At 62.8% G+C, this 24,427-nt stretch carries 21 protein-coding genes, 1 tRNA gene and 1 rRNA gene; 21 read left to right on the forward strand and 2 right to left on the reverse strand.

The genetic code is table 11. The features are described 5' to 3' along the window. Nucleotides 1-119 precede the first annotated feature (119 nt). From EHW12_RS02555 to EHW12_RS02575, 5 genes are all read left to right on the forward strand, one after another. Nucleotides 120-1,736, forward strand: a complete 1,617-nt coding sequence (locus EHW12_RS02555; RefSeq protein ID WP_037132624.1) for an ABC transporter substrate-binding protein — start codon at nt 120-122, stop codon at nt 1,734-1,736. Nucleotides 1,737-1,861: 125 nt separating this feature from the next. Next, nucleotides 1,862-2,788, forward strand: coding sequence for an ABC transporter permease (locus EHW12_RS02560; RefSeq protein ID WP_003946101.1), 927 nt, complete (start codon nt 1,862-1,864; stop codon nt 2,786-2,788). Beyond that, entirely contained in the window at nt 2,781-3,737 is a 957-nt protein-coding gene (locus EHW12_RS02565) for an ABC transporter permease (protein WP_003946092.1), read from the forward strand. The genes EHW12_RS02560 and EHW12_RS02565 overlap by 8 nt, the downstream gene beginning before the upstream one ends. A 5-nt stretch (nt 3,738-3,742) precedes the next feature. Further along, nucleotides 3,743-5,467 (forward strand): ABC transporter ATP-binding protein, encoded by a 1,725-nt coding sequence (locus EHW12_RS02570; protein ID WP_125050246.1) that lies wholly within the window; start codon nt 3,743-3,745, stop codon nt 5,465-5,467. A 56-nt stretch (nt 5,468-5,523) separates the two neighbouring features. Beyond that, on the forward strand, nt 5,524-6,273 hold the full coding sequence (locus EHW12_RS02575) for an oxidoreductase (RefSeq protein ID WP_125050247.1): 750 nt from the start codon (nt 5,524-5,526) through the stop codon (nt 6,271-6,273). Between the two features lie 391 nt (nt 6,274-6,664). Here the strand turns inward: EHW12_RS02575 and EHW12_RS02580 are convergent, their stop codons facing one another. Next, nucleotides 6,665-7,483, reverse strand: a complete 819-nt coding sequence (locus EHW12_RS02580; RefSeq protein ID WP_003946123.1) for an HAD-IB family hydrolase — start codon at nt 7,481-7,483, stop codon at nt 6,665-6,667. A 312-nt stretch (nt 7,484-7,795) separates the two neighbouring features. On the opposite strand from EHW12_RS02580, the gene ssd reads away from it, so the two are divergent. From ssd to EHW12_RS02615, 7 genes are all read left to right on the forward strand, one after another. Continuing rightward, nucleotides 7,796-8,890 (forward strand): septum site-determining protein Ssd, encoded by a 1,095-nt coding sequence (gene ssd, locus EHW12_RS02585; protein WP_125050248.1) that lies wholly within the window; start codon nt 7,796-7,798, stop codon nt 8,888-8,890. Then, entirely contained in the window at nt 8,887-10,068 is a 1,182-nt protein-coding gene (locus EHW12_RS02590) for a TadA family conjugal transfer-associated ATPase (protein ID WP_125050249.1), read from the forward strand. The genes ssd and EHW12_RS02590 overlap by 4 nt, the downstream gene beginning before the upstream one ends. Continuing rightward, nucleotides 10,065-10,853: a type II secretion system F family protein gene (locus EHW12_RS02595; RefSeq protein ID WP_007732446.1), complete on the forward strand. Its 789-nt coding sequence runs from the start codon at nt 10,065-10,067 to the stop codon at nt 10,851-10,853. Before EHW12_RS02590 ends, EHW12_RS02595 begins: the two co-directional genes overlap by 4 nt. Further along, nucleotides 10,850-11,434, forward strand: coding sequence for a type II secretion system F family protein (locus tag EHW12_RS02600; RefSeq protein WP_007732447.1), 585 nt, complete (start codon nt 10,850-10,852; stop codon nt 11,432-11,434). The genes EHW12_RS02595 and EHW12_RS02600 overlap by 4 nt, the downstream gene beginning before the upstream one ends. A gap of 65 nt (nt 11,435-11,499) precedes the next feature. Continuing rightward, complete coding sequence (locus EHW12_RS02605; protein ID WP_007732448.1) at nt 11,500-11,703, forward strand: DUF4244 domain-containing protein; 204 nt, start codon at nt 11,500-11,502, stop codon at nt 11,701-11,703. Further along, nucleotides 11,703-12,062 (forward strand): TadE family type IV pilus minor pilin, encoded by a 360-nt coding sequence (locus tag EHW12_RS02610; protein WP_050655290.1) that lies wholly within the window; start codon nt 11,703-11,705, stop codon nt 12,060-12,062. The genes EHW12_RS02605 and EHW12_RS02610 overlap by 1 nt, the downstream gene beginning before the upstream one ends. Beyond that, a complete protein-coding gene (locus EHW12_RS02615) occupies nt 12,059-12,409 on the forward strand; it encodes an Rv3654c family TadE-like protein (RefSeq protein WP_050655289.1) in 351 nt (116 codons plus the stop codon). Before EHW12_RS02610 ends, EHW12_RS02615 begins: the two co-directional genes overlap by 4 nt. Here the strand turns inward: EHW12_RS02615 and EHW12_RS02620 are convergent. Continuing rightward, nucleotides 12,402-14,690, reverse strand: a complete 2,289-nt coding sequence (locus EHW12_RS02620; RefSeq protein WP_125052516.1) for a DEAD/DEAH box helicase — start codon at nt 14,688-14,690, stop codon at nt 12,402-12,404. The genes EHW12_RS02615 and EHW12_RS02620 overlap by 8 nt on opposite strands. A gap of 456 nt (nt 14,691-15,146) precedes the next feature. On the opposite strand from EHW12_RS02620, the gene EHW12_RS02625 reads away from it, so the two are divergent. The 9 genes from EHW12_RS02625 (at nt 15,147) to EHW12_RS02665 (ending at nt 24,130) form a co-directional block, all read left to right on the forward strand. Then, on the forward strand, nt 15,147-15,350 hold the full coding sequence (locus tag EHW12_RS02625) for a cold-shock protein (protein ID WP_003946117.1): 204 nt from the start codon (nt 15,147-15,149) through the stop codon (nt 15,348-15,350). Nucleotides 15,351-15,535: 185 nt separating this feature from the next. Further along, complete coding sequence (locus EHW12_RS02630; protein ID WP_003946106.1) at nt 15,536-16,120, forward strand: hypothetical protein; 585 nt, start codon at nt 15,536-15,538, stop codon at nt 16,118-16,120. 169 nt (nt 16,121-16,289) lie between these two features. Next, nucleotides 16,290-19,241: a type I DNA topoisomerase gene (gene topA, locus EHW12_RS02635; RefSeq protein WP_125050250.1), complete on the forward strand. Its 2,952-nt coding sequence runs from the start codon at nt 16,290-16,292 to the stop codon at nt 19,239-19,241. Nucleotides 19,242-19,274: 33 nt separating this feature from the next. Then, the gene (locus tag EHW12_RS02640; protein WP_019746652.1) at nt 19,275-20,504 is read left to right on the forward strand and encodes a DNA polymerase III subunit delta'; all 1,230 of its coding nucleotides are present in this window, start codon (nt 19,275-19,277) and stop codon (nt 20,502-20,504) included. A gap of 30 nt (nt 20,505-20,534) precedes the next feature. Further along, a tRNA-Thr gene (locus EHW12_RS02645) sits at nt 20,535-20,607 on the forward strand. 121 nt (nt 20,608-20,728) lie between these two features. Continuing rightward, nucleotides 20,729-21,298, forward strand: coding sequence for an RDD family protein (locus tag EHW12_RS02650; RefSeq protein ID WP_064443039.1), 570 nt, complete (start codon nt 20,729-20,731; stop codon nt 21,296-21,298). Between the two features lie 30 nt (nt 21,299-21,328). After that, nucleotides 21,329-21,751, forward strand: coding sequence for a DUF2752 domain-containing protein (locus EHW12_RS02655; RefSeq protein ID WP_007732476.1), 423 nt, complete (start codon nt 21,329-21,331; stop codon nt 21,749-21,751). Nucleotides 21,752-21,903: 152 nt separating this feature from the next. Next, a complete protein-coding gene (locus EHW12_RS02660) occupies nt 21,904-22,101 on the forward strand; it encodes a hypothetical protein (RefSeq protein WP_003946112.1) in 198 nt (65 codons plus the stop codon). Between the two features lie 512 nt (nt 22,102-22,613). Continuing rightward, nucleotides 22,614-24,130: ribosomal RNA gene (locus tag EHW12_RS02665) — 16S ribosomal RNA — on the forward strand. Nucleotides 24,131-24,427: the final 297 nt, after the last annotated feature.

Raw genomic sequence — 24,427 nt, forward strand, 5'->3', positions numbered from 1 at the left:
ATTCGACCACAACTCGAAGTCACGTTCACTTTCAGTTGTAGGCGACACGACGCCGGCAGTTACGGCTGTCGGCAGGCCGCGAGCATGCTCGGGGTCACTTAGATGTGGAAGGAATTCCTTTGCGTATCTCACGCATAGCGACCGGCGCGGTCGCGCTCGGAATGACGGCAGTGCTGATCACGGCATGTTCGTCCGGCGATTCGTCGGGCGGATCGTCCAGCGGTGTCGTCAACGCCTGGGCGGGCGAGCCCCAGAACCCGTTGATTCCCACGAACACGAGTGAGAACCAGGGCGGCCGCGTCCTCGACTCCCTGTTCGCCGGTCTCGTTTCGTACACCGCCGACGGTGGCACGGAGAACGAGGTTGCCGAGTCCATCGAGAGCACCGACGGTCAGAACTTCACCGTCAAGCTCAAGGACGGTTGGACCTTCACGGACGGCACCCCCGTCACCGCGAAGTCGTTCGTCGACGCGTGGAACTTCGGAGCCCTCTCCACCAACGCTCAGATCCAGGCATCGTTCTTCGATCCGATCAAGGGCTACGACGAAGTTGCCGCCGAGGTTCCGACGGCTCAGACGATGTCGGGTCTGAAGGTTGTGGACGACTCCACCTTCACCATCGAACTCAAGCAGCCCGAGTCGGCGTTCCCCGATCGCCTCGGTTTCACGGCGTACTACCCGCTGCCCGAGGTCGCGTTCAAGGACATGACCGCATTCGGCGAGAACCCGGTCGGCAACGGCCCGTACAAGCTCGACGGCGCCGGCGCGTGGCAGCACAACGTCCGCATCGACACGGTCGTGAACCCGGACTACAACGGCAACCGCAAGCCGAAGAACGCCGGCGTCGACTTCATCATGTACAACAGCCTCGACACGGCGTACACGGATCTCCTCGCCAACAACGTCGACGTTCTCGACCAGGTCCCGCCGAGCGCGGTCACGACCTTCGAGTCGGATCTTGCCGGTCGCACGGTCAACCAGCCGTCGGCAACCATCGAGACGTTCACGATCCCGGGGCGCCTGGCGCACTTCAGTGGTGAAGAGGGCATGCTCCGCCGTCAGGCGATCTCGATGGCGATCAACCGCGATCAGATCACGCAGCAGATCTTCAACAAGACCAGGACGCCTGCACTCGACTTCACCAGCCCCGCAATCGAGGGTTGGAACGACTCGCTGACCGGTAACGGCAACCTGAAGTTCGACCCCGAGGCAGCCAAGGCCGCTTGGGCCAAGGCCGACGCCATCGCTCCGTGGTCCGGCAGCTTCGAGATCGGATACAACTCCGACGGCGGACACCAGGAATGGGTCGACGCCACGGCGAACAGCATCCGCAACACGCTCGGCATCGACGCAAAGGGCAAGCAGTACGCCACCTTTGCGCAGATCCGCACCGAAGCCACCGACCGCACCATCCAGAGCGCGTTCCGCTCCGGCTGGCAGGGTGACTACCCGCAGCAGTACGGCTTCCTGGCGCAGAACTACCAGACCGGCGGCAGCTCCAACGACGGTGAGTACTCCAACCCCGAGTTCGACCGCCTCCTGCGCGAATCGGCCGGCCAGACGGACAAGGCGAAGGCTCAGGAACTGCTCGATCAGGCTCAGGAAGTGCTGCTCAAGGACCTGCCTGCAATTCCGACGTGGTACCGCAACGCAGCCAGTGGATGGTCGGAGAACGTTTCCAACGTGACCATCAGCTGGAACGGCATTCCGGTCTACGAAGACATCGAAAAGAACTGACGCGTAGAACGATCCGCATCTGAAACGTGAGTTCGGGGCGGCAGGCGCCCTGCCTGCCGTCCCGAACTCGTGTTCACACCGGACTGTCCGCTGACGTACACGATCATCGACAAGGAGGTGATCCGATGCTCTGGTACATCGGTCGCCGAGTGCTTCAAATGATCCCGGTTTTTCTCGGGGCCACTCTTCTGATCTACGCCATGGTCTTCCTGCTTCCCGGTGATCCGATTGCCGCGTTGGCGGGCGACAAGGCGCTCAGTCCGGCTGTGGCAGCACAGCTTCGGGAGCGCTACCACCTCGATCTCCCCTTCTATCAGCAGTACCTGCTGTACCTGAAGGGCATCTTCACGCTGGACTTCGGCACGTCGTTCTCCGGACGACCTGTCAGTGAAGTTCTGGCACAGGCATTTCCGATCACGATGAAACTTGCCTTCATGGCACTGATCGTCGAGACCGTCTTCGGTGTCGGCTTCGGCCTCATCGCCGGCCTGCGTAAGGGCGGATTCTTCGACAGCACCGTCCTGCTGTTCAGCCTCGTTCTCATCGCCATCCCGATCTTCGTGATCGGCTTCCTGGCTCAGTTCTTCATCGGCGTCAAATGGGGCATCGTCCCGCCGACGGTCGGTGGCAACACCAGCTTCAAGAATCTCCTGCTCCCCGCCCTGGTTCTGGGTTCGGTCTCGTTCGCCTACGTCCTGCGACTGACCCGAACGTCCGTGGCGGAGAACCTGAGTGCCGACTATGTGCGCACTGCCACCGCCAAGGGACTTTCCCGTGGACGAGTGGTTCGCGTGCACGTGTTGCGCAACTCGCTGATCCCCGTGGTCACGTTCCTGGGCGCCGACCTCGCAACGTTGATGGGCGGCGCCATCGTCACCGAGGGCATCTTCAACATCAACGGCGTCGGCGGCACGATCTACCAGGCCGTGACCAGAGGTGAAGCGCCGACGGTGGTTTCGTTCGTCACCATTCTCATCGTGATCTACCTGATCGCAAATCTGCTCGTCGACCTCTTGTACGCCGCGCTCGATCCGAGGATCCGCTATGTCTGAGACCGTGAAGACCGGACGCGCCGTCCGGCAAAGTCATTTCGTGGCACCGCCCGAAGTTGCGGCACCGGGGGAGACGGACGCCGTCAAACTCGATCAGGCGCCGACGAGCATGTGGACCGACGCGTGGCGCGATCTGCGCAAGCGCCCCCTGTTCATCATCTCGACGATCATCATCCTCGCGGTCATCGTCATCGCAGCGTTTCCGGGCTTGTTCACGAGTACCGATCCGCGGTTCTGCGACCTCACCTACAGCATGCAGGGACCGACCTCCGGCCACTGGTTCGGTTTCGACCGCCAGGGCTGTGACGTGTACTCGCGCACCATCTACGGTGCTCGCGCATCCGTACTCGTGGGCGTCGGCGTCACGGCGTCGGTGCTGGTGATCGGAGTGATCTTCGGTGCACTGTCCGGGTTCTACGGCGGCTGGACCGATTCGATTCTCTCCCGCGTCGCCGACATCTTCTTCGGTATCCCGCTGATCCTCGCTGCCATCGTTCTGATGCAGCTGTTCACCGATCGCACCATCTGGACCGTCGTCGGCGTCCTGGCACTCTTCGGTTGGCCGCAGATGGCACGAATTGCTCGAGGCGCGGTGATCTCGGCGAAGAACAACGACTACGTCATGGCTTCGGAAGCGTTGGGTGTCTCGAAGCTCAAGACACTGATCCGCCACGTCATCCCGAACTCGTTGGCGCCCATCATCGTGGTGGCCACCATCTCGCTCGGCACGTACATCGTCGCCGAGGCGACGCTGTCCTTCCTCGGTATCGGACTTCCGTCCACCGAGGTTTCGTGGGGCGGCGACATCAGCAACGCTCAGGTGACGCTGCGTCAGGGATCGACCATTCTGTTCTACCCGGCAACGGCTTTGGCGATCACCGTCCTCGGATTCATCATGATGGGTGACGCTCTGCGCGACGCCCTCGATCCCAAGTCGCGGAAGCGGTGAGCACGATGACCACCAAGGAAACTCTCACCTCGGAGGAAACTCCGTTGCTCGAGATTCGTGATCTCGAGGTGTCGTTCCAGTCCAATTCCGGTCCGGTTCCGGCAGTTCGAGGCGTCAGCCTGACCGTGTATCCGGGTCAGACGGTCGCCATCGTGGGCGAATCGGGCTCCGGTAAATCCACCACCGCGCACTCGATCATCAATCTGCTTCCCGGCACCGGCAAGGTGACGGCAGGCGAGATCATCTTCGACGGCAAGGACATCTCGAAACTTTCGGAGAAGGACTTCGTCCACATCCAAGGCAGCCAGATCGGTTTGGTTCCGCAGGACCCGATGTCGAATCTGAATCCCGTGTGGAAAGTGGGCTTCCAGATCGAGGAAGCTCTGGCCGCCAACGGAATTGCCAAGGGCAAGGCAGCCAAGGTTAGGGCCGCCGAACTGCTCGAGGAGGCCGGCCTCGCCGAAGCCGAGAGCCGGTTGGGACAGTACCCGCACGAGTTCTCGGGCGGTATGCGTCAGCGCGCACTCATCGCGATCGGGTTGTCCGCTCGTCCGAAACTCCTGATCGCGGACGAGCCGACGTCGGCGCTCGACGTCACCGTCCAGCGTCAGATCCTCGACCACCTCGACGGTCTGACTACGGAACTCGGCACCGCCGTTCTTCTCATCACTCACGATCTGGGCCTGGCCGCCGAGCGCGCCGAGCATCTGATCGTGATGAGCAAGGGTCGTATCGTCGAATCCGGTCCGGCACTGGAGATTCTGAAGCGTCCACAGCATCCGTACACGCAGAAGCTGGTCGCTGCTGCGCCGTCGTTGGCGTCGAAGCGACTCAGCTCGTCGGTGGTGCGCGCCGAGATTCGAGAACAGGCGGAAGAGGTCGCCGAAGCAGTCAAGGCCGAGGAAACTGCGGCAGAGTCCTTCGGCAAGGCGACCGACGACGTTCTTGTCGTCGATCATCTGACCAAGGTGTTCAAGCTGCGCAAGGGTTTCCGCAAGACCACCGACTTCACAGCCGTGAACGACGTGTCCTTCAAGGTCCGCCGCGGAACCACGACGGCGATCGTCGGTGAATCGGGTTCCGGTAAGTCGACGGTCGCACAGATGGTCCTCGGTCTGCTCGAGCCCACTGCAGGCAACGTGGTCTTCGACGGTCAGGACGTGTCGAAGCTCGGTGCGAAGGAAACATTTGCGTTCCGTCGACGAGTGCAGCCGATCTTCCAGAACCCCTACGGCACACTCGACCCGATGTACTCGATCTACCGCACGATCGAGGAGCCGCTGCGTACCCACAAGGTCGGGACCAAAGCCGAGCGTGAGGCTCGCGTCCGCGAACTTCTCGACAAGGTGGGTCTACCGCAGTCGGTCATGCGTCGGTTCCCGAACGAACTCTCCGGTGGACAACGTCAGCGCGTCGCCATCGCGCGAGCACTGGCCTTGCAACCGGAGGTCGTGATCTGCGACGAGGCGGTCTCCGCTCTCGACGTGCTCGTGCAGGATCAGATCTTGACCCTGCTCAACGACCTGCAGGCAGAGTTCGGGTTGACGTACCTCTTCATCACGCACGACCTGGCCGTGGTTCGTCAGATCGCGGACAACGTGTTGGTGATGTCGCGTGGCTCGATCGTCGAATCGGCACCGATCGACGACGTGTTCGGTAATCCGCAACAGGACTACACCCGCAAGTTGCTCGACGCGATTCCCGGTGGGTCCATCAAGCTGGGAAGCTGACGCAACAGGTAGGTAGGCAAGTCCGCAGAGGGGCTGCAAGGGTACCGTCGTTGATCGTGACGGACCCCTTGCAGCCCCTCGTCGATCTTCCAGGCGTACGCGCCGCCGCCGACCATGCGCGCGACGCTCTGGGTGAGGTTCATCGGCACAAGACCAACCGTCGCGGTTGGCCCACGACTGCCGCCGAAGCCGCGGTTCGCGCTGCGCGAGCCTCCGCATCGCTCGCCGGAGGCACCACCGAATTGCCGGCCGAGGGCATGGCCGGTGACCCGATTCTCGCGGGTGCTCTGCGCGTGGCTCAGGCTCTCGACGGCGACAGCCTTCCGCTCATGGAGTCGACGTGGAAGCGCGCCCCACTTCAGGCTTTGGCCCGGCTGCACCTGTTGGCCGCGGCGGATCTCGTCGAGGACGCAGATCAACTGGGGCGGCCACGGTCGGATCGCGGAGTGGGGGAGCGGTTGGACGCTCTCGCCCAACTCGTTACAGGCGGAACCAGTGCACCGGCACCTGTTCTGGCGGCCGTCGTACACGGAGAACTCTTGGCGCTGAGCCCGTTCGGCACCGCTGACGGCATCGTCGCCCGCGCGGCCTCGCGTCTGGTTGCGGTCTCGTCGGGGCTGGATCCGCACAATCTCGGGGTCCCCGAGGTCAGTTGGCTTCGGCGGCCACAGGCGTACACGGACGGCGCGGCAGGATTCGCTTCGGGAAATCCGTCGGGCGTCGGCAGCTGGGTGATTCTGTGCTGTGGTGCTCTCGAAGCCGGTGCGCGAGAGGCGACTTCGATTGCCGACGCCGCTACCGGATAGTCCGGCAAATTGCCCCTGCCGGAACATAACGAACGGGCGGCGCTGCCGATAAATCGACTTCGCCGCCCGTCAGCACGGACTACTCGTTACCAAGCGTGCTCGGTGGGTTGTGTGGGTGGCCTCGGCGAGGGATCGCACTTTCTGAGGTCGTCCCCTCAACCTGTGCGGGGTCCTCGCTCAAATTGAACGAATCTCGCAGGCCCACAACGCTTCTGCCCTTATAGTGGCTTGTGCTCCGCGTGGGTGCCCTAGTGCCCGTGCTAGGAATTTCGGTTGGGGAAACGGTCCTTCTCTTCCGAGCCGTTCCTGGCCTTCCGTTCTTCCGTAACTCCTTTGTACCCTGTGTCCGGGCTCACAGCAAGTACCAATTTTTGTTTGTGGGCCTTGGATTTCAGCGTTTCCGGCGCAGTAGCCCGAAGGTCATGGCGCCGGCCACCAGAGCTGCGATTCCCACCGCAGCGGTAGTAGCCACCGTGGTCGTGGACTGGGCCGACAATCGGGCACGAAGTGAGACCGGATTCGAGAAAGTCAGTATGGGCCAACCGTTTACGGCCGCTTCCTTGCGCAACGCTCGATCGGGGTTGACTGCGGTCGGATGTCCGACAGCCTCGAGCATGGGTAAATCCGTCACCGAGTCGGAGTAGGCGTAACTGGCGGCGAGGTCGTAACCGTACTCCGCGGCGAGTTTTTCCATGGCTTCGACCTTGCCGGGGCCGTAGCAGTAGAAGTCCACCTCGCCGGTGTAGTGGCCGTCTTCCTCCCTCATCGACGTCGCGACGGAATGGGTGGCGCCGAGGGCGCGGGCGATCGGTGCGACGATCTCTTCACCCGAAGCAGACACGACGATGACGTCGTGTCCACGCAGCTTGTGATCTGCGATCAGATCGGCCGCCTCGGCGAAGACGAGTGGATCGACGATGTCGTGCAGAGTCTCCGCGACGACGGCCTTCACCTGTTCCACGTCCCAGCCCGCACACATCGCCGTCAGATGCTCGCGCATGCGCTCCATCTGATCGTGATCGGCGCCGGACAGTAGAAACAGGAATTGCGCATAGCTGCTCTTGAGAACCGAGCGTCGATTGATCAGACCCTGTGCGAAGAATGGCTTGCTGAACGCCAGGGTGCTCGACTTCGCGATGATCGTTTTGTCCAAATCGAAGAAAGCGGCTGTCCGCCCGGTATTCAGTCCGTTCGCAGGCTTGTCGGTCACAGGATTGAGGATAGTCCGACAGGCGGTTCGTGTGCTCTTCGGCAAGCGTCCTCTTTCGGCGAAAAACAGCAGTTCAGTGCAGCTCAGGCTTGCATTTCTCGCCGATGGCGGGTGTAAGATCGTTGCTGTTCGATTCGTTCGAACTAGTTCAGCCCGACCCCCCGGGGCTGAACTCAGACGGCCCCCGCCTCCTCCCCCCATTGGCGGGGGTCGTCCTCTGTCTCAGGCCTGTTTCTCCACAACCTCCCAGTTGTCCACAGGGTTGTTCGGCCCACTGTTTTCGGTGACGGAGCTCGTTCAGGCTCTGCAGACATGAACACGACGATCAACTCTCGGGAATCCGGCGCTCCCATTCTGGTTCTCGTCGACGACGCGAAAATCCTCGCGAGCGTGCGACGCGTCGCTGCCGCGGTGGACCGCCGGCTGGACGAGGCCGAACATCCCGTGTCCCGGCAACAGTGGAACCGGGCCTCGGCGGTGGTACTGGACGCGTCGGCGGCGCGAGATGCTCTGGCTCGTTCCCCCAAGCGAACGCGAGTGTTCCTCGTATGCGACGGCACACCGACCGTCGACGATTGGAAGAGCGCCACCGCGATCGGAGCTGACAGCGTTCTGTCCTTGCCCGAGGAAGAGAACGCGCTGGTCGCAGTTCTGGCCGACCACGTAGACGTCAGTGGTGACGGCACCGTCGTGAGCGTGGTGGGTGGTTGTGGCGGCGGCGGAGCCTCGGCAACTGCTGCGGCAGTCGCGTTGACGTCGGCGGCACGTCACGTCCCGACGCTGTTGGTGGACGTCGACGCACTCGGTTCCGGCGCCGACGTGCTGTTAGGTATCGAGACTGCTCCCGGATTACGTTGGGGTGCACTGACCGTCGAGGGCGGGCGGTTGTCCCCGGAGGCGCTGCGCGATGCACTGCCGGCGAAGGGGAAGTTTCTGAGGGTTCTGGCGAGCAGTCGCCGGGAGATCGACGGTCCGACAGTGACCGCCGTTCGCGCCGTGCTTGACGCAGGTCGCAGTTCCGGCGGGCTCGTGGTCTGCGACGTGCCACGGCATCCCAGCGAGGTAGGTCAGGCCGTGTTGGAGATGTCGGATTCGGTGCTCGTGGTGGTTCCGGCCACCGTGGCCGCATGCGTCGCGGCCGAGAAGGTCGGAGCCTGGGTGGTGCGACACAACTCCAACGTCGGTCTCGTCGTGCGTGGGCCGGCACCGGGAGGCCTACGCGGCGCCGATGTGGCAGACATGCTCGGCCTGCCCCTGACGGCCGTGATGCGCGGCCACCGATCGCTGGCGCCGATGCTCGAGCGTGGTGGCCTCGAATTGACCCGCGGTTGTCCGTTGAGTGTGGCGGCAACAGCGGTACTCGACGCCGTCGAATCCGGCGCACGCCCGCGCGGGGCTGCGGCATGAGTGCGTTGGTCACGGCCGAACTGCTCGACCGAGTTCGCGAGCGATTGACGGCGTCGTCGGTCGCCGAGCCGACGGCGGCCACCGTTGCCGATGCCGTGCGAGCCGAGTCCTCCGGCGTTCTGGCGGACACGGATCTGTTGGAGGTCGTCAGGGTGCTCCAGACGGAACTGACAGGCGCGGGGCCGCTCGAACCTCTACTGCACGAACCCGGGGTCGCCGACGTACTGGTGACCGCGCCGGATCAGGTCTGGGTGGACCGCGGGGTCGGCCTCGAAAGGTCGGGGGTCCGGTTCACCGACGAGGCAGCCGTGCGTCGACTGGCGCAGCGGTTGGCACTGTCGGCAGGTCGACGCCTCGACGACGCCCAACCGTGGGTCGACGGCCGCCTGCGGGGCGTCGGCGACGGGCACTTCGGGGTACGACTTCATGCCGTACTCGCACCCGCGGCCCAGGGTGGAACCTGCGTGTCACTGCGAGTGTTGCGGCCCGCGACCCAGGGTCTCGACGCCCTGTCCGCCCACGGCGCCGTAGAACCGGACGCGCGGGAGCTCCTAAATCGCATCATTTCTTGTCGCTTGGCTTTTCTGGTGATCGGCGGGACCGGTGCGGGAAAGACCACGTTGTTGTCCGCCATGCTCGGCGCGGTCGACCCGCGCGAGCGAATCGTCTGTGTCGAGGACGCGGCCGAACTGGCGCCGCCGCATCCGCACGTCGTCCGGCTCGTCGCCAGAGCTCCCAACGTCGAGGGCGTCGGAGAGGTGACGGTGCGCGATCTGGTTCGGCAGGCACTACGAATGCGTCCCGATCGCATCGTCGTCGGTGAGGTCCGCGGCGCAGAGGTGACTGATCTGCTCACGGCGATGAACACCGGCCACGACGGCGGCGCCGGCACCGTTCACGCCAATTCGCCAGAAGAGGTGCCGGCCAGACTCGAGGCGTTGGCGGCGCTCGGCGGTATGGATCGCCACGCGTTGCACAGTCAACTTGCCGCGGCAGTTCAAGTGATCCTGCACGTGCACAGATTGGCTGACGGATCGAGGCGTCTCGAACAGATCGGTGTCATCGACCGCGGTGCGGACGGGTATGTACGAATCATGCAGGCGTGGCCGGACGGCGGTTCGGGTCGTGAGCGGCTCGAGCGGATGTTCCGGCTTCGCAATCGAGAGGTCGGGACGTGACGGTTTCCCTCTTGGCCTTCGCGTTGGCGGTCTCGATTGCGCCGGTGCGGGATTCACGTGCTCGGCTCGCCACGTACACCCCGAGCGTCCGCAAGCCCTCCCGGCAGATTCCGTGGCAGTTCGTCGCCGCATTTCTCGCGATTTCGGCCGCGTGGATCCTCGGAGGTCTTCCGGCAGGGTGTGCGGCTGTCGTCCTCGCCGGGACCCTGATCCTCCGTGGCCGACGCGCGAATGCAGCCGAAACCCGGGATCTCTCACAGAAGATGCTGCTCTCCGGTCTGGAGGTGCTGATCGCCGAGCTGAGCGTCGGCGCGCATCCTGCAGCGGCCAGTTCTGTTGCAGGCGAGGAATGTACCGGAGAAGTGAGTGCCGTATTCCGTTCCGCTGGGGCCAGGGCGCGTCTCGGTGGTTCTGCCGCAGCGGCCTTCGCGGTACCGGATTCGTGCATCGAGCGTGAGTTCTCCCGCATCGGATCCGTCTGGCGGGTCGCCGACCAACACGGGCTGGCACTGGCGGAACTACTCGGCGCCGTCCGGACGGATATGTTGGGACGTAGACGCTTTCGTCAGCGTACCGAGGCCGGGTTGGCGGGCGCTCGGGCGACCGCTGCGGTGTTGGCCTTTCTCCCGCTGTTGGGGATCGGTCTCGGGCAATTGATGGGTGCTTCGCCGCTGCGCGTGCTGTTCGGAGGTGGGCTCGGCGGCGTGCTCCTGGTGATCGGAACCGCTTGTGTCTCAGCTGGTCTGCTCTGGACCGACCGGATAACTGCGAAGGTCACGTCGTGAGTTGGGCATCCGTGGCGATGATGGCGTTGGCGTTCGCGATCATTCCCGCTCGTCGCGGTGCTTCGGCCAGGGCGGCAGAAATTCTCTTCGCGGACACAACAACAGAAGATTCGGTTCCAGTCCCGGACAAGCCGGATCCACTCGCAGTTGCCGCAAGTCTCGACCTTCTCGGGGCCTGCCTACGAGCGGGGCTTCCCGTCTCCGCCGCGATCACAGCGATGGCGTCGACGGCACCGAAACCGATGGCCGACTCGCTTCGTCGCGTCGCCGACCTTCTGGCGCTCGGTGCCGATCCCGACGCCGCGTGGAGCGAAGCCGCTCTCGATCCCGATACCGAGGCGCTCGCCAGAATGGCTCGGCGTTCCGCCCGTTCGGGTTCGTCGCTGTCCTCGTCCATGGCCGAACTCGCCGAGCGCAGTCGAGGTGACGCCGAGGATCTTGCTGCTGCCGCAGCCGAACGCGCGGGAGTGCTGATCAGCGGTCCACTCGGGCTGTGTTTCCTGCCGGCGTTCATCGCCTTGGGCATCGTCCCGGTGGTGATCGGGCTTGCCACGACTGTGCTCGGTAACGGCCTGCTGTGAGCCGGATCCGAGTGAAAGCTCCTGCGGCAGAAGTGCTGCCACAGGTTTCGATTGAAGGGGGAGAAATGATTTCGAAGACGTTGAGGACGGTGTCGGCCAGATTTGCGCTGTTGGTTGCCGAGGACGACGGCATGTCCACCGCGGAGTATGCGATCGGCACGATTGCGGCTGCCGCATTCGGTGCCGTCCTGTACACGGTTGTCACTGGCGACTCCATTGTCTCGGCGCTGACAGGCATCATCGACAAGGCGCTCAAGACAGCTGTGTGATGTTGTCCACGAGAGGTATTCGGCAAGCCGACGACGGCGCCGTGACGGTGGAGGCCGCGATTGCTCTGGCTTCGATCGTCACGGTGGTCGTGCTGTGTGTCGGTGGAGTCCTGGCGGTGTCGATGCAGGTTCGGTGTGTCGACGCCGCTCGTGAGGCCGCGCGGTTGGTGGCACGTGGTGATCGTGAGTCTGCGGTCACCACGGCCCGCCGGATCGCACCCGAAGATGCGTCGATCTCGGTGGAGATCGTCGACGGCTTTGCGGTGGCCGTTGTCAGCGCCGAGAGTGCGTTGCTGCCGTTGGTCGACATTTCTTCCGAGGCGGTGGCAGCTGTGGAGTCGGGAGTGGAGGAGGAGTGAACCTACGTGACGACGAAGGTGTTGCCACGGTTCTGGCGTGCTGCGTTCTGGCGGCGATCGTGATGTTGACCGGTGGGATGCTGCATGTCGGTTCCGCAGTGGTGGCTCGGCACACGGCTCAGTCGGCCGCTGATCTTTCGGCTCTCGGCGGTGCGGGCGCCTTGGACGGCGGTGACGAGTCGGCGTGTGAGATGTCCGCGGTGATCGCGGAGCGGATGCGTACGGTGCTCGCGGAGTGCGAGGTGCAGGGGTGGGATGTATTGGTCGAGATACGCGCACCGGTGTTGTTGTCGGGCTTCGGGATCGGGGATGCGCAGGCTTACGCGCGTGCGGGTCCGGTCAGCTGATGGTGTCGATGACGGCGGTCAGAACCTTGACCGCGCCGTCTTTGTCGAGTGGGTCGTTTCCGTTGCCGCACTTGGGTGAATAGACGCAGGACGGGCAACCGTGAGCGCATTCGCAGGACAGTATGGCGTCGCGCGTCGCGGTGAGCCATCGGGACAGTTCGCTGTGCCCTCGGTCGGCGAACCCGGCGCCGCCGGCATGACCGTCGTAGACGAAGACGGTCGGGAGTCCGGTGTCCGCGTGCATCGCGGTGGACACTCCGCCGATGTCTCCGCGGTCGCAGATCGCCACCAGTGGCAGCAGGCCGATTGCGGCATGTTCGGCGGCATGCAGTGATCCGGGGAACCGTTCGGGCGGGACCCCGATGGATTCGAGGAGTTCCGGCGTGACCGTGTACATCACTGCCCTGGTGGGCAAAGTGTGTGCGGGCATGTCGAGTTCGATCGAGTCGAGGACTTCACCCGAAGTCAACCGTCGTAGGTATCCGACGACTTGATGTGTCACCTCGACCTGGACGAGAGCGACGGCGATGTCGCCGTAGTTCTTGTGCTCGAGTTGTTCGGTGATCGTGATTTCGGTGGTCTCGCGGGCCGAGGTGGTCCAGTCCGGATTCTCGGTGTGTACCAATGCGAGTCCGACGTCGAGGTCCAGTTCGTCGACGACGTAGGTCTCGCCTTGATGGATGTGCACGGCGCCGGGATGAACTGTGGCCGGAGCGCGGCCCGCGTCGACAGTGCCCAGCATCCGGCCGGATTCCCCGTCGACAATGGCCACCTGAGTTCCGATGCCGCCGCGAATGTCCAAAGAGCCGTGGGGGTTCGAATCGGCGGTGACGAACCATCCGTGCTTTCGGCGCCGGATCCTGCCTTCCTCGGACAGTCTCGTCAGAACCTCGCGAGCCCCGAACGCGTCCACCTCGGCATCGGAAAGTGGGAGTTCCATTGCAGCGCAGAGAAGTTGTGGTCCCAGGACGTACGGATTTCCGGGATCTGTCACCGTCGCCTCGACGGGTTTGTCGAGTACCGCTGACGGATGGTGAACGAGGTAGGTGTCGAGTGGATCGTCGCGGGCGATCAACACGACGAGTGAACCCTCGCCGCGTCGCCCGGAGCGACCGGCCTGCTGCCAGAACGAGGCAACGGTCCCCGGGAAGCCTGCCACGACAACGGCGTCGAGGCCTGCGATGTCGACGCCGAGCTCCAGCGCGTTGGTGGTGGCTGCGCCCAGCAGCGTGCCGTCGGCGAGCGCAGCTTCCAGTTCGCGACGGTCCTCGGCCAGATATCCGGCGCGATACGACGCGACTCGCTCGGCGAGGTCCGGGTCCACCTCGGCGAGTAGACGTTTGGTGGCCATCGCGGTCAGCTCGGCGCCGCGGCGGGAGCGGACGAAGGTGAGAGTGCGGGCGCCTTCGATCATGAGGTCGGCCATGATCCGCGCGGCTTCCGCGCCCGCGGGACGTCGTACCGGGCTACCGTTTTCGCCGGTCAATGCCTCCAGTAGCGGTGGTTCCCACAGGGCGACGGTGCGTGGGCCGTGCGGCGATCCGTCTTCCGTGACCTCGGTGCAGTGTGCGCCTATGAGCCGCGAGGCCGCCGCGCCGGGATCTGCTGTGGTCGCGCTGGCCAGGATGAAGGTGGGTTCGGCGCCGTAACGGGCTGCAATTCTGCGTAATCGCCGGATCACGAGCGCGACGTTGGATCCGAAGACTCCCCTGTAGGAGTGGCATTCGTCGATGATCACGTATTTCAGGTTGCGGAAGAAGTGTGCCCATCGCTGATGGGTTCTGAGCAGAGAAATGTGGATCATGTCGGGGTTGGTGAAGAGCCAGCGTGAGTTCTCACGTGCCCAAGTGCGGAGTTCCTGCGAGGTGTCGCCGTCGTACGCACTGGCGTTCGTGCTGCGAAGTTCGACGTCGAAGTCGGTGAGGGACAGCACTGCTCGCAGTTGATCCGAGCCCAGCGCTTTGGTGGGGGAGAGGTACAGGGCAGTTGCGAGCGGATCGGTCGCCATGGCCGTCAGCACCGGGAGTTGGTACGCCAGTGACTTACCCGACGCCGTACCGGTGGCCACGACCACGTGTTTTCCCTCGTGAGCGAGGTCGGCGGCCTCACTCTGGTGGATCCACGGGGACCGCACGCTGTGCTCGGCGAGCGCACGTACGACGCTGGGGTGCACCCACTCCGGCCATTCGGTGAACTCGGCTACGCGAGCAGGTAACTGCGCGGTGAACATCAGTGGTTTTTCGCTTCCACTGACCCCGGCGACGACCCGATCGAGCAGCATCTGCCCGTAGGTCTCGCCAGGCTTCCCTCCCGGGGCGGGGATCGGGGAAGGTGCGTTCACGTGACTCTCCGGGCTCGGCGTTGGGGTGTGGCGGCAATCGGAAACTGTCGCTACCTGCAGTTTTGATGATACGCAACGGTCGGCGGTCTTGGTGGAACCGGGTGCTCGGCGCGCGCGCGGGAAACCACGATCGTGGGCTGTTTTTCTCGTAGCGAACTTTTAACGTTTTTAGTTCCCTTTTCGACTGTTGTGCACGCGGAGAACATGGTTGACTGACAATCGGTCGCAGCTTCTGTGTTCGTAGGCTTGAGAAAGTGCACGCTCGCAGGATCGTTGTTGCGGGCGCGGTGCTCTGCCTTTCCTGAGGGGGAAATAAAGACGTACAGCGGTCGGAACCGGCCCGGTGGACTGTAAGGGCTGTTCACCGAATCCGGTGTTAGAAAGAGAAGGAAAAGCATGGCACAGGGCACTGTGAAGTGGTTCAACGCTGAAAAGGGCTTCGGCTTCATCGCTCCCGAAGACGGTTCCGCAGACGTCTTCGTTCACTACTCCGAAATTCAGGGCAACGGCTTCCGTACCCTCGAGGAGAACCAGCGTGTGGAGTTCGAGGTCGGCCAAGGCACCAAGGGTCCCCAGGCTACCGGCGTTCGCGCGGTCTGATTTTTCCGCTCACTCGCTGAGCGATTAGTTCGGACAGTATTTGTCCCCCATCGCATCCGTGCGGTGGGGGACAAATCTTTTCGGGCTGGGTTAGTACTTTCCCTGTCCGAGGTGAATGCACGCAGCTGTTCGGCCACGGCCGGTCGTCTATGCCGTCGATACCTTCGTGGCTTACGTTTCACTCTGTGAGCCAACTGTCCTTTTTCTCTGCCGAGTCGATTCCACCTGCCGTGACGGACCTTGCCGGAATGCTGGCCGGACCGGGGCAGGTCGTGACCTCGGAGGATCGCGCGCGGATCTCGATCGTCGTGGATCGAGACTGGAGAGCGCAGGCCGTTGCCGAGTTGATCGCGCAGTGCGGACTCGGGGCCGAGGTGACGCGTAGCGAAGAAGGCAGCCCACTCGTCCGAACTCAGTCGACGCCCGCACTCCTTCCGCTGTCCGTGCAATGGACCAAGGGAGCAGTGAAGGCGGTGCCGGTCGGGTGGGTTCCTAATTCTCGCCAACTCCGAGTGTGGGCCGTCGCCGCCGGCCGCCTCGAAGAAGGCGGTGAACGATTCGTGTTCGGCCTCGACCCCCATGCGAAGGAGACACACGCACCGCTGGCTCAGGCCTTGATGAGGGTTGGTATCGCGCCGACTCAACTGGGTAACCGGACACCGGGTCCGGGGCTCCGTGTGTCGGGAAAGAAGAGACTGACAAAGCTCGTCGAATACCTCGGTGAGGCGCCGAAACACGTCGACACCTCTGTCGCCTGGCCACACGTCTGACAGCGCTGATGCCGCGTGTCCGACGGAGCCCATACTGTACTGATCTGCACGAATGTCTTGCGGGTATGTCACTCTGTAAAGAGAGACACGGGGTATAACTTGCTCCACACGTCTAGTTCTGAAGATCTGCCGACGGCAGTGAACGTCCAAAGGAAGGCTCGGGCAGCAGGTGGCTAAAGCGGACAACGGCAGCGGTCAGGGAGCGTCCGGTAACCCTCGTCGCCTCGTGATCGTCGAGTCACCGACCAAGGCGCGCAAAATCGCTCCCTACCTCGGTAAGGACTACGTCGTAGAGGCATCGGTCGGTCACATTCGCGACCTCCCGCGCGGCGCAGCGGACGTTCCGGCCAAGTACAAGGGCGAGTCGTGGGCCCGTCTCGGCGTCAACGTCGATCACGACTTCGAGCCGCTCTATGTCGTGAGCCCGGAAAAGAAGGGCAAGGTCGCCGAACTCAAGTCTCTGTTGAAGGACGCCGACGAGCTCTTCCTCGCAACTGACCCCGACCGCGAGGGCGAGGCAATCGCCTGGCATCTCCTCGAGACCCTCAAGCCCAAGATTCCGGTTCGTCGAATGGTCTTCCACGAGATCACCGAGCCGGCAATCCGTGCTGCTGCCGAAGACACCCGCGAACTCGACACCGACCTCGTCGATGCTCAGGAAACCCGCCGCATCCTCGACCGTCTCTACGGTTACGAGGTCAGCCCGGTTCTCTGGAAGAAGGTCATGCCGAAGCTCTCGGCCGGCCGCGTCCAGTCGGTGGCCACGCGCGTCATCGTCCAGCGTGAACGCGAGCGGATGGCGTTCAAGTCGGCGTCGTACTGGGATATTTCCGCGACGCTCGACGCCGGTGCAGAGGCGAGCCCGCGTAGTTTCGGTGCGCGCCTGGTCTCCGTCGACGGTTCGCGTGTCGCCTCCGGTCGCGATTTCGGAGCTGACGGAAAGCTCAAGGGCAGCGCGGTCACCGTGCTCGACGAGGCATACGCGCGTCGTCTCGCGGAGGCGTTGCAGGGGGTCGACCTCACGGTTTCCTCCGCCGAGGACAAGCCGTACACCCGCAAGCCTTACCCGCCGTTCATGACGTCGACGCTCCAGCAGGAAGCCGGACGCAAACTTCGTTTCACGTCCGAGCGCGCCATGCGTATCGCGCAGCGTCTGTACGAAAACGGCTACATCACCTACATGCGTACCGACTCGACGACGCTCTCGGAGTCGGCGATCGCAGCCGCTCGTGCGCAGGCCACCGAGTTGTACGGTCCGGAATACGTGCATCCGACGCCGCGTCAGTACACCCGCAAGGTCAAGAACGCGCAGGAAGCGCACGAGGCGATCCGCCCCGCCGGCGACGTGTTCCAGACCCCGGGTCAGCTGCACTCCAAGCTCGATTCCGACGAGTTCAAGCTGTACGAACTGATCTGGCAGCGGACCGTCGCTTCGCAGATGGCCGACGCCCGCGGTACGACGCTGACGCTCCGCATCTCCGGCACGGCAGGCACCGGCGAGGACTGCACGTTCTCCGCTTCGGGTCGCACCATCGTGTTCGCCGGCTTCCTCAAGGCTTACGTCGAAAGTGTCGACGAAGAAGCCGGCGGTCAGTCCGACGACGCCGAATCCAGGCTTCCGGTGCTGGTCAAGGGTCAGGAAGTCACGGCCACCAAGCTCGATCCGGACGGACACAGCACCAACCCGCCCGCTCGCTACACAGAAGCCAGCCTGATCAAGACGCTCGAAGAACTCGGCATCGGCCGTCCTTCGACCTACTCGTCGATCATCAAGACCATCCTCGATCGCGGATACGTCTACAAACGTGGCAGCGCGCTGGTTCCGTCCTGGGTGGCGTTTGCCGTCATCGGGCTGCTCGAGGTGCACTTCGGCCGGCTGGTCGACTTCGATTTCACGGCAGGAATGGAAGACGATCTCGACGCGATCGCCGGTGGCCGTGAGCAGCGTGGCAACTGGCTGAGCAGCTTCTACTTCGGCGGCGAGACAGGCGCTGAAGGTTCGGTCGCCCGCGAGGGCGGGCTGAAGAAGATGGTCGGTGTCAATCTCGAGGAGATCGACGCTCGCGAGGTCAACTCCATCCGACTGTTCGACGACGCCGAGGGCCGCGAGGTTCACGTGCGCGTCGGCCGGTTCGGCCCGTATCTCGAGCGCATGGTTCAGAACCCGGACGATCCCGAAGGCGATTTGATCTCGCAGCGGGCAAATCTTCCCGATGACCTGCCACCGGACGAGCTCACTCCCGAGTACGCCGAGAAGTTGTTCTCGACGCCTCAAGAGGGCCGCAAGCTGGGCGTCGACCCGCTGACGGGCCACGAGATCGTCGCGAAGGAAGGCCGCTTCGGTCCCTACGTGACCGAGATCCTGCCCGAACCGCCGGCCGAGCCGGAACCGGACATCGTTCCCGTCACCGCTCCCGAGCCGGAAGAAATCAGCTCGGGCAGCACCAAGACTGCGGTGAAGAAGGCCGCGGCCAAGAAGGCGCCTGCGAAGAAGGCTGCCAAGAAGGTCGCAGGCCCCAAGCCGCGGACCGGATCGCTGCTCAAGTCCATGGACTTGGCGACGATCACCTTGGAAGATGCGCTGCGTCTGCTGTCGCTTCCGCGCGTCGTGGGTGTCGACCCCGAATCGAAGGAAGAGATCACCGCGCAGAACGGCCGTTACGGTCCGTACCTGAAGAAGGGCACGGACTCACGCTCGCTCGCCAACGAAGAGCAGATGTTCACCGTCACGCTCGACGAGGCCCTCAAGATCTACGCCGAGCCGAAGCGTCGTGGGCGTCAGGCGTCGGCAACGCCTCCGCTGCGTGAGTTGGGCGTCGATCCGGTCAGCGAGAAGCCGATGGTGATCAAGGACGGCCGTTTCGGTCCGTACGTCACCGACGGCGAGACCAACGCCAGCCTTCGCAAGGACGACGACGTCGAATCCATTTCCGATGCTCGGGCGTCGGAGTTGCTGGCTGATCGTCGTGCGCGCGGCCCGGTCAAGAAGAAGGCAGCAGCCAAGAAGGCTCCGGCCAAGAAGGCTCCGGCCAAGAAGGCCGCTGCCAAGAAAACAGCCGCAAAGAAGGCCCCGGCAAAGAAGGCCGCCGCCAAGAAGGCTCCGGCGAAGAAAGACTCGTAAGGCTTCGTCGGTGCCGACGGTTAGGGTTTTTGCATGAGTACTGAAGTGGCCGAACGAGGTGTGTTCGGTCGGCTGGTGGGTCAGCACGACGTCGAGCAGAGCCTGCGTGATGCTGCACTGTCGGCTCGTGGCGATTCCAGCGGCTCGGAGATGACCCACGCGTGGCTCTTCACCGGGCCACCCGGCTCTGGTCGTTCGGTGGCTGCTCTCTGCTTCGCCGCTGCCCTGCAATGCACCTCCGACGGTGCACCAGGGTGCGGTGAGTGTCATGCGTGTACGACGACGATGGGTGGAACCCATGGTGACGTACGACGGATCATCCCCGACGGCCTGAGCATCAGCGTCAAAGGCATGCGCGAGATAGTCAACATCGCTTCGCGTCGACCGACGACGGGGCGGTGGCAGGTGATCGTGGTCGAGGATGCCGATCGTTTGACCGAAGGCGCAGCCAACGCCCTCCTGAAGGTTGTCGAGGAGCCGCCGGACCGCACGGTCATCCTGCTCTGCGCGCCGACGACCGATCCGGAAGACATGTCTGTCACCCTCCGATCGCGGTGTAGGCACATGCCGTTGGTGACGCCGTCCGTCGAATCGATCGCTCAGGTACTGATCGACCGCGACGGGCTGGATCCGGAACGGGCGAGAATCGCCGCATCGATCAGCGGCGGACATGTCGGTCGGGCGCGGCGCCTCGCCACCGACGAGAGCGCGCGCGACGAGCGTCAGCGTTCGCTTCGGCTGGCCGCCGACGCGATCGGTGCTTCGACGGCGTACAAGGCCGCAGAGAACTTGGTGAAGTCGATCGAGGCTGACACCAAGGCGTTCTACGCCGAACTCAAGGAACAGGAACTCGAGGAGCTCAAGGTCTCCTTGGGTGGCGGTGGAACCGGCAAGGGAACAGCCGGGACTCTGCGCGGATCGGCTGGTCTGATCAAGGACCTCGAAGCGCGCCAGAAATCGCGCGACACCCGGGCCCGCCGCGATCTTCTCGACCGGACGCTGATCGACCTGGCCGGCATGTACCGGGACGCGCTTTCCTATTCGCTGGGGTCGACGTCGACGGCGACCCATCCCGACATGGCTCGGCAGGCCGCCGAGTTGGCTGCACGAACGTCCCCGGAGGGGTTGCTCAAATGCATCGAAGCGGTGCTCGAATGCCGCGAGGCCGTCGACTTCAACGTCAAGTTGCAGTGGGCGCTCGATGCGATGGTTGCCTCCATCGGAGCCGCTTTCCGACCCCCGTTTTCGCGATCCGGGGGTTGACCAGATAGACTCGCCACCGCCGAAAGGCACGCTGCCTTAGCTCAGTCGGTAGAGCATTTCACTCGTAATGAAAAGGTCGAGAGTTCGATTCTCTCAGGCAGCTCAGCCAAGAGCCCCACACCCGGAAATCCGGATGTGGGGCTCTTCTCGTTAGTTCCCAATTCTTGCGTATGTGCGGTTTATCCTGAGTTCGGCGAACACGTGCCTGAACAGGGGAGACCTCGATGTCGGATCAGAACTGGGGACCAGGCCAACCATCGCAGAATCAGCCGCCGTACGGGCAGATGCCGCCGATGCCGCCGCAGGGTTATCAGCCGCCGACGCCCGCCTATCCGTACGCAAGCTGGATCTCGCGGGTGTTCGCGTCAATCCTCGACGGCTTTGTCGTTCCGCTCCCGGGCGTCATCCTCGCGATCATCGGGGCGGTGATCGCGTTCTCCGGATCCGAAGTGACCACATACGACGACGGCAGCGTGAGCGCTGAAGGCGGCAATCCGGTCGGCGTGATCCTCATGGTCGTCGGCATACTGGCGATCTTCTTGATCGAGGTATGGAACCTCGTCTTCAGACAAGGGAACACCGGACAGACGCTCGGCAAGAAGTGGCTGGGAATTTCGGTGATTCGGGAGTCCGACGGTGTACCGCTCGGCCCGGTGATGGCGCTGCTTCGTTGGATCATGATGGCGATCCTGGGTGGGGCATGCTTCCTCAACTATCTCTGGCCGCTCTGGGACTCGAAGCACCAGTGCTGGCACGACATGGTGGTCCGGTCGGTAGTCGTTCGCGCCCGCTAGTCGCGGCCGGGGTCTCTTACAGTGGGTGCCATGGAGTTGGAAGCGGTCACAAGTCGACGACGCTCGCTGGCCGCACCCGTCGGTGTTGCTGCAGTGGCCGTGACGGCCGCCGCGGTACTCCACTTCCGTGATCCCCACAGCGCGGGTAGTTACGGCGTTTGTCCGATGTACGCGTTGACGGGATTGTGGTGTCCGGCGTGTGGTGGCCTTCGTGCGGTCAATGACCTGACTAATCTGGATATTGGCGCCGCAGTGTCCAGCAATGCCTTGATCGTGCCGTTTATCGCGGTGTTGGTGATCGCGTGGATCGGTTGGACAGTGCGCCGTTGGAAAGGCACGCGGGATCGCATGATCGTGCTTCGGCCGACTGTGACGATCGTGGTGCTCGGAGTTCTCGTTGCATTTACGGTTGTTCGAAACACCCCGTGGGGGAGCTGGCTCGCGCCGGCGTGACGGTAAGAGGTCGACATGGCACTGCAGGTTTTTTCGCTCATCGTTCTGCTCGGCGCGCTGATCATCTTGATTCCGACGGCACGACGTGTCTTCGGAAAGAAGGACGACGAGTAGGCCTCGACAACTGGGCCCGCGCGGCACATGCTGGCGGTATGGCTGATTCGTTGAAAGCCCGCGTCAAGGAAAAGTTGCTGAGGCAACTCGCCGAGGACGGTCGGCACCCGATTCAGGAAGCTGAGGGTGACGATCCGCGGTTGGTGTCGATCAACGACGATCTCGAAGCGTTGGAGCAGGCAGAGGAAGGCGATCCGATCGTCGAAGAACTGGCCGAGAGGTACTGGGTTCCGTGAAGTTAACCGACCGCAGTGCTCTGACCTGGCGATTTGGTGTTGTGTTGATCTTCGCGTAACTTTGTCCAGGTCAGAGCGACACGGACACCGACTCCCACCTGCGAGGGTGAGTGACACGAGGTTGTACGAAGTGCCTGGCGAACACAATCCAGTTTTTCTTCACGGGGTTCCGGTTTGCGCCGGTGGCCAGGTTGGGATAGGCTGGGAAAGTTGCCCCGGAGCGGCGGCCATAGGGTCGTGGTGATGGTGTGTGCGTGTTCTTTGAGAACTCAACAGTGTGTCGATGAATGTCAGTGCCAAATATTTTTTGGTACTTCACATCCGCGAATGATCAACCGCCTCTTGGGGTTTGGTTGGTTTGTGTGTGGTGTGAGTATTTTTCGTCGGTGATTGTTCATTCTTCCGTCTGAATGGTTGCCGACACATTTTTTGCTAGTTGAGTTTTTTTGCTAGTGATTTGACTCTTTTTGTCTATGACTGATTAGTGGGCTTGCCCGCGAAATCTAGAGTCTTCAACGGAGAGTTTGATCCTGGCTCAGGACGAACGCTGGCGGCGTGCTTAACACATGCAAGTCGAGCGGTAAGGCCTTTCGGGGTACACGAGCGGCGAACGGGTGAGTAACACGTGGGTGATCTGCCCTGCACTTCGGGATAAGCCTGGGAAACTGGGTCTAATACCGGATATGACCTCCTATCGCATGGTGGGTGGTGGAAAGATTTATCGGTGCAGGATGGGCCCGCGGCCTATCAGCTTGTTGGTGGGGTAATGGCCTACCAAGGCGACGACGGGTAGCCGACCTGAGAGGGTGACCGGCCACACTGGGACTGAGACACGGCCCAGACTCCTACGGGAGGCAGCAGTGGGGAATATTGCACAATGGGCGAAAGCCTGATGCAGCGACGCCGCGTGAGGGATGACGGCCTTCGGGTTGTAAACCTCTTTCAGCAGGGACGAAGCGCAAGTGACGGTACCTGCAGAAGAAGCACCGGCTAACTACGTGCCAGCAGCCGCGGTAATACGTAGGGTGCAAGCGTTGTCCGGAATTACTGGGCGTAAAGAGTTCGTAGGCGGTTTGTCGCGTCGTTTGTGAAAACCAGCAGCTCAACTGCTGGCTTGCAGGCGATACGGGCAGACTTGAGTACTGCAGGGGAGACTGGAATTCCTGGTGTAGCGGTGAAATGCGCAGATATCAGGAGGAACACCGGTGGCGAAGGCGGGTCTCTGGGCAGTAACTGACGCTGAGGAACGAAAGCGTGGGTAGCGAACAGGATTAGATACCCTGGTAGTCCACGCCGTAAACGGTGGGCGCTAGGTGTGGGTTCCTTCCACGGAATCCGTGCCGTAGCTAACGCATTAAGCGCCCCGCCTGGGGAGTACGGCCGCAAGGCTAAAACTCAAAGGAATTGACGGGGGCCCGCACAAGCGGCGGAGCATGTGGATTAATTCGATGCAACGCGAAGAACCTTACCTGGGTTTGACATATACCGGAAAGCTGCAGAGATGTGGCCCCCTTGTGGTCGGTATACAGGTGGTGCATGGCTGTCGTCAGCTCGTGTCGTGAGATGTTGGGTTAAGTCCCGCAACGAGCGCAACCCCTATCTTATGTTGCCAGCACGTTATGGTGGGGACTCGTAAGAGACTGCCGGGGTCAACTCGGAGGAAGGTGGGGACGACGTCAAGTCATCATGCCCCTTATGTCCAGGGCTTCACACATGCTACAATGGCCAGTACAGAGGGCTGCGAGACCGTGAGGTGGAGCGAATCCCTTAAAGCTGGTCTCAGTTCGGATCGGGGTCTGCAACTCGACCCCGTGAAGTCGGAGTCGCTAGTAATCGCAGATCAGCAACGCTGCGGTGAATACGTTCCCGGGCCTTGTACACACCGCCCGTCACGTCATGAAAGTCGGTAACACCCGAAGCCGGTGGCTTAACCCCTTGTGGGAGGGAGCCGTCGAAGGTGGGATCGGCGATTGGGACGAAGTCGTAACAAGGTAGCCGTACCGGAAGGTGCGGCTGGATCACCTCCTTTCTAAGGAGCTTCTCCAATGTCAGGGTTCACACAGGTGAATTACTGGTTGGCAGAGACCGTTTCGGACACGATGTTGTCCGGCGGTTGCTCATGGGTGGATCGCTGACAAACTTGATCGTCGTACGGTTTCTCCTCTGTGGGAAACCGACGAACAATATATCGACATACTGTTGGGTCCTGAGAGAACACGCGAGTGTTTCCTCGAAGGAAGTAACGACAAATGACTGCAGTTGTCATACCGGTCCACTTTGGTGGGTGTTGGTGTCAACGTGTATGTGGTTGTTTGTGTGTTGTTTG

It is taken from the genome of Rhodococcus sp. NJ-530, assembly GCF_003860625.1.
Lineage (GTDB): Bacteria > Actinomycetota > Actinomycetes > Mycobacteriales > Mycobacteriaceae > Rhodococcus_F > Rhodococcus_F qingshengii.

What these genes read in the sequence shown, in the direction of transcription:
- EHW12_RS02560 (WP_003946101.1), top strand. Translation starts at nt 1,862, where the DNA reads ATGCTCTGGTACATCGGTCGCCGAGTGCTTCAAATGATCCCGGTTTTT.
- EHW12_RS02625 (WP_003946117.1), top strand. Translation starts at nt 15,147, where the DNA reads ATGGCACAGGGCACTGTGAAGTGGTTCAACGCTGAAAAGGGCTTCGGC.
- EHW12_RS02605 (WP_007732448.1), top strand. Translation starts at nt 11,500, where the DNA reads ATGATTTCGAAGACGTTGAGGACGGTGTCGGCCAGATTTGCGCTGTTG.
- EHW12_RS02655 (WP_007732476.1), top strand. Translation starts at nt 21,329, where the DNA reads ATGGAGTTGGAAGCGGTCACAAGTCGACGACGCTCGCTGGCCGCACCC.
- EHW12_RS02620 (WP_125052516.1), bottom strand. Translation starts at nt 14,690, where the DNA reads ATGCTGCTCGATCGGGTCGTCGCCGGGGTCAGTGGAAGCGAAAAACCA.
- EHW12_RS02570 (WP_125050246.1), top strand. Translation starts at nt 3,743, where the DNA reads ATGACCACCAAGGAAACTCTCACCTCGGAGGAAACTCCGTTGCTCGAG.
- EHW12_RS02610 (WP_050655290.1), top strand. Translation starts at nt 11,703, where the DNA reads ATGTTGTCCACGAGAGGTATTCGGCAAGCCGACGACGGCGCCGTGACG.
- EHW12_RS02590 (WP_125050249.1), top strand. Translation starts at nt 8,887, where the DNA reads ATGAGTGCGTTGGTCACGGCCGAACTGCTCGACCGAGTTCGCGAGCGA.
- EHW12_RS02650 (WP_064443039.1), top strand. Translation starts at nt 20,729, where the DNA reads ATGTCGGATCAGAACTGGGGACCAGGCCAACCATCGCAGAATCAGCCG.
- EHW12_RS02565 (WP_003946092.1), top strand. Translation starts at nt 2,781, where the DNA reads ATGTCTGAGACCGTGAAGACCGGACGCGCCGTCCGGCAAAGTCATTTC.
- ssd (WP_125050248.1), top strand. Translation starts at nt 7,796, where the DNA reads ATGAACACGACGATCAACTCTCGGGAATCCGGCGCTCCCATTCTGGTT.
- EHW12_RS02660 (WP_003946112.1), top strand. Translation starts at nt 21,904, where the DNA reads ATGGCTGATTCGTTGAAAGCCCGCGTCAAGGAAAAGTTGCTGAGGCAA.
- EHW12_RS02640 (WP_019746652.1), top strand. Translation starts at nt 19,275, where the DNA reads ATGAGTACTGAAGTGGCCGAACGAGGTGTGTTCGGTCGGCTGGTGGGT.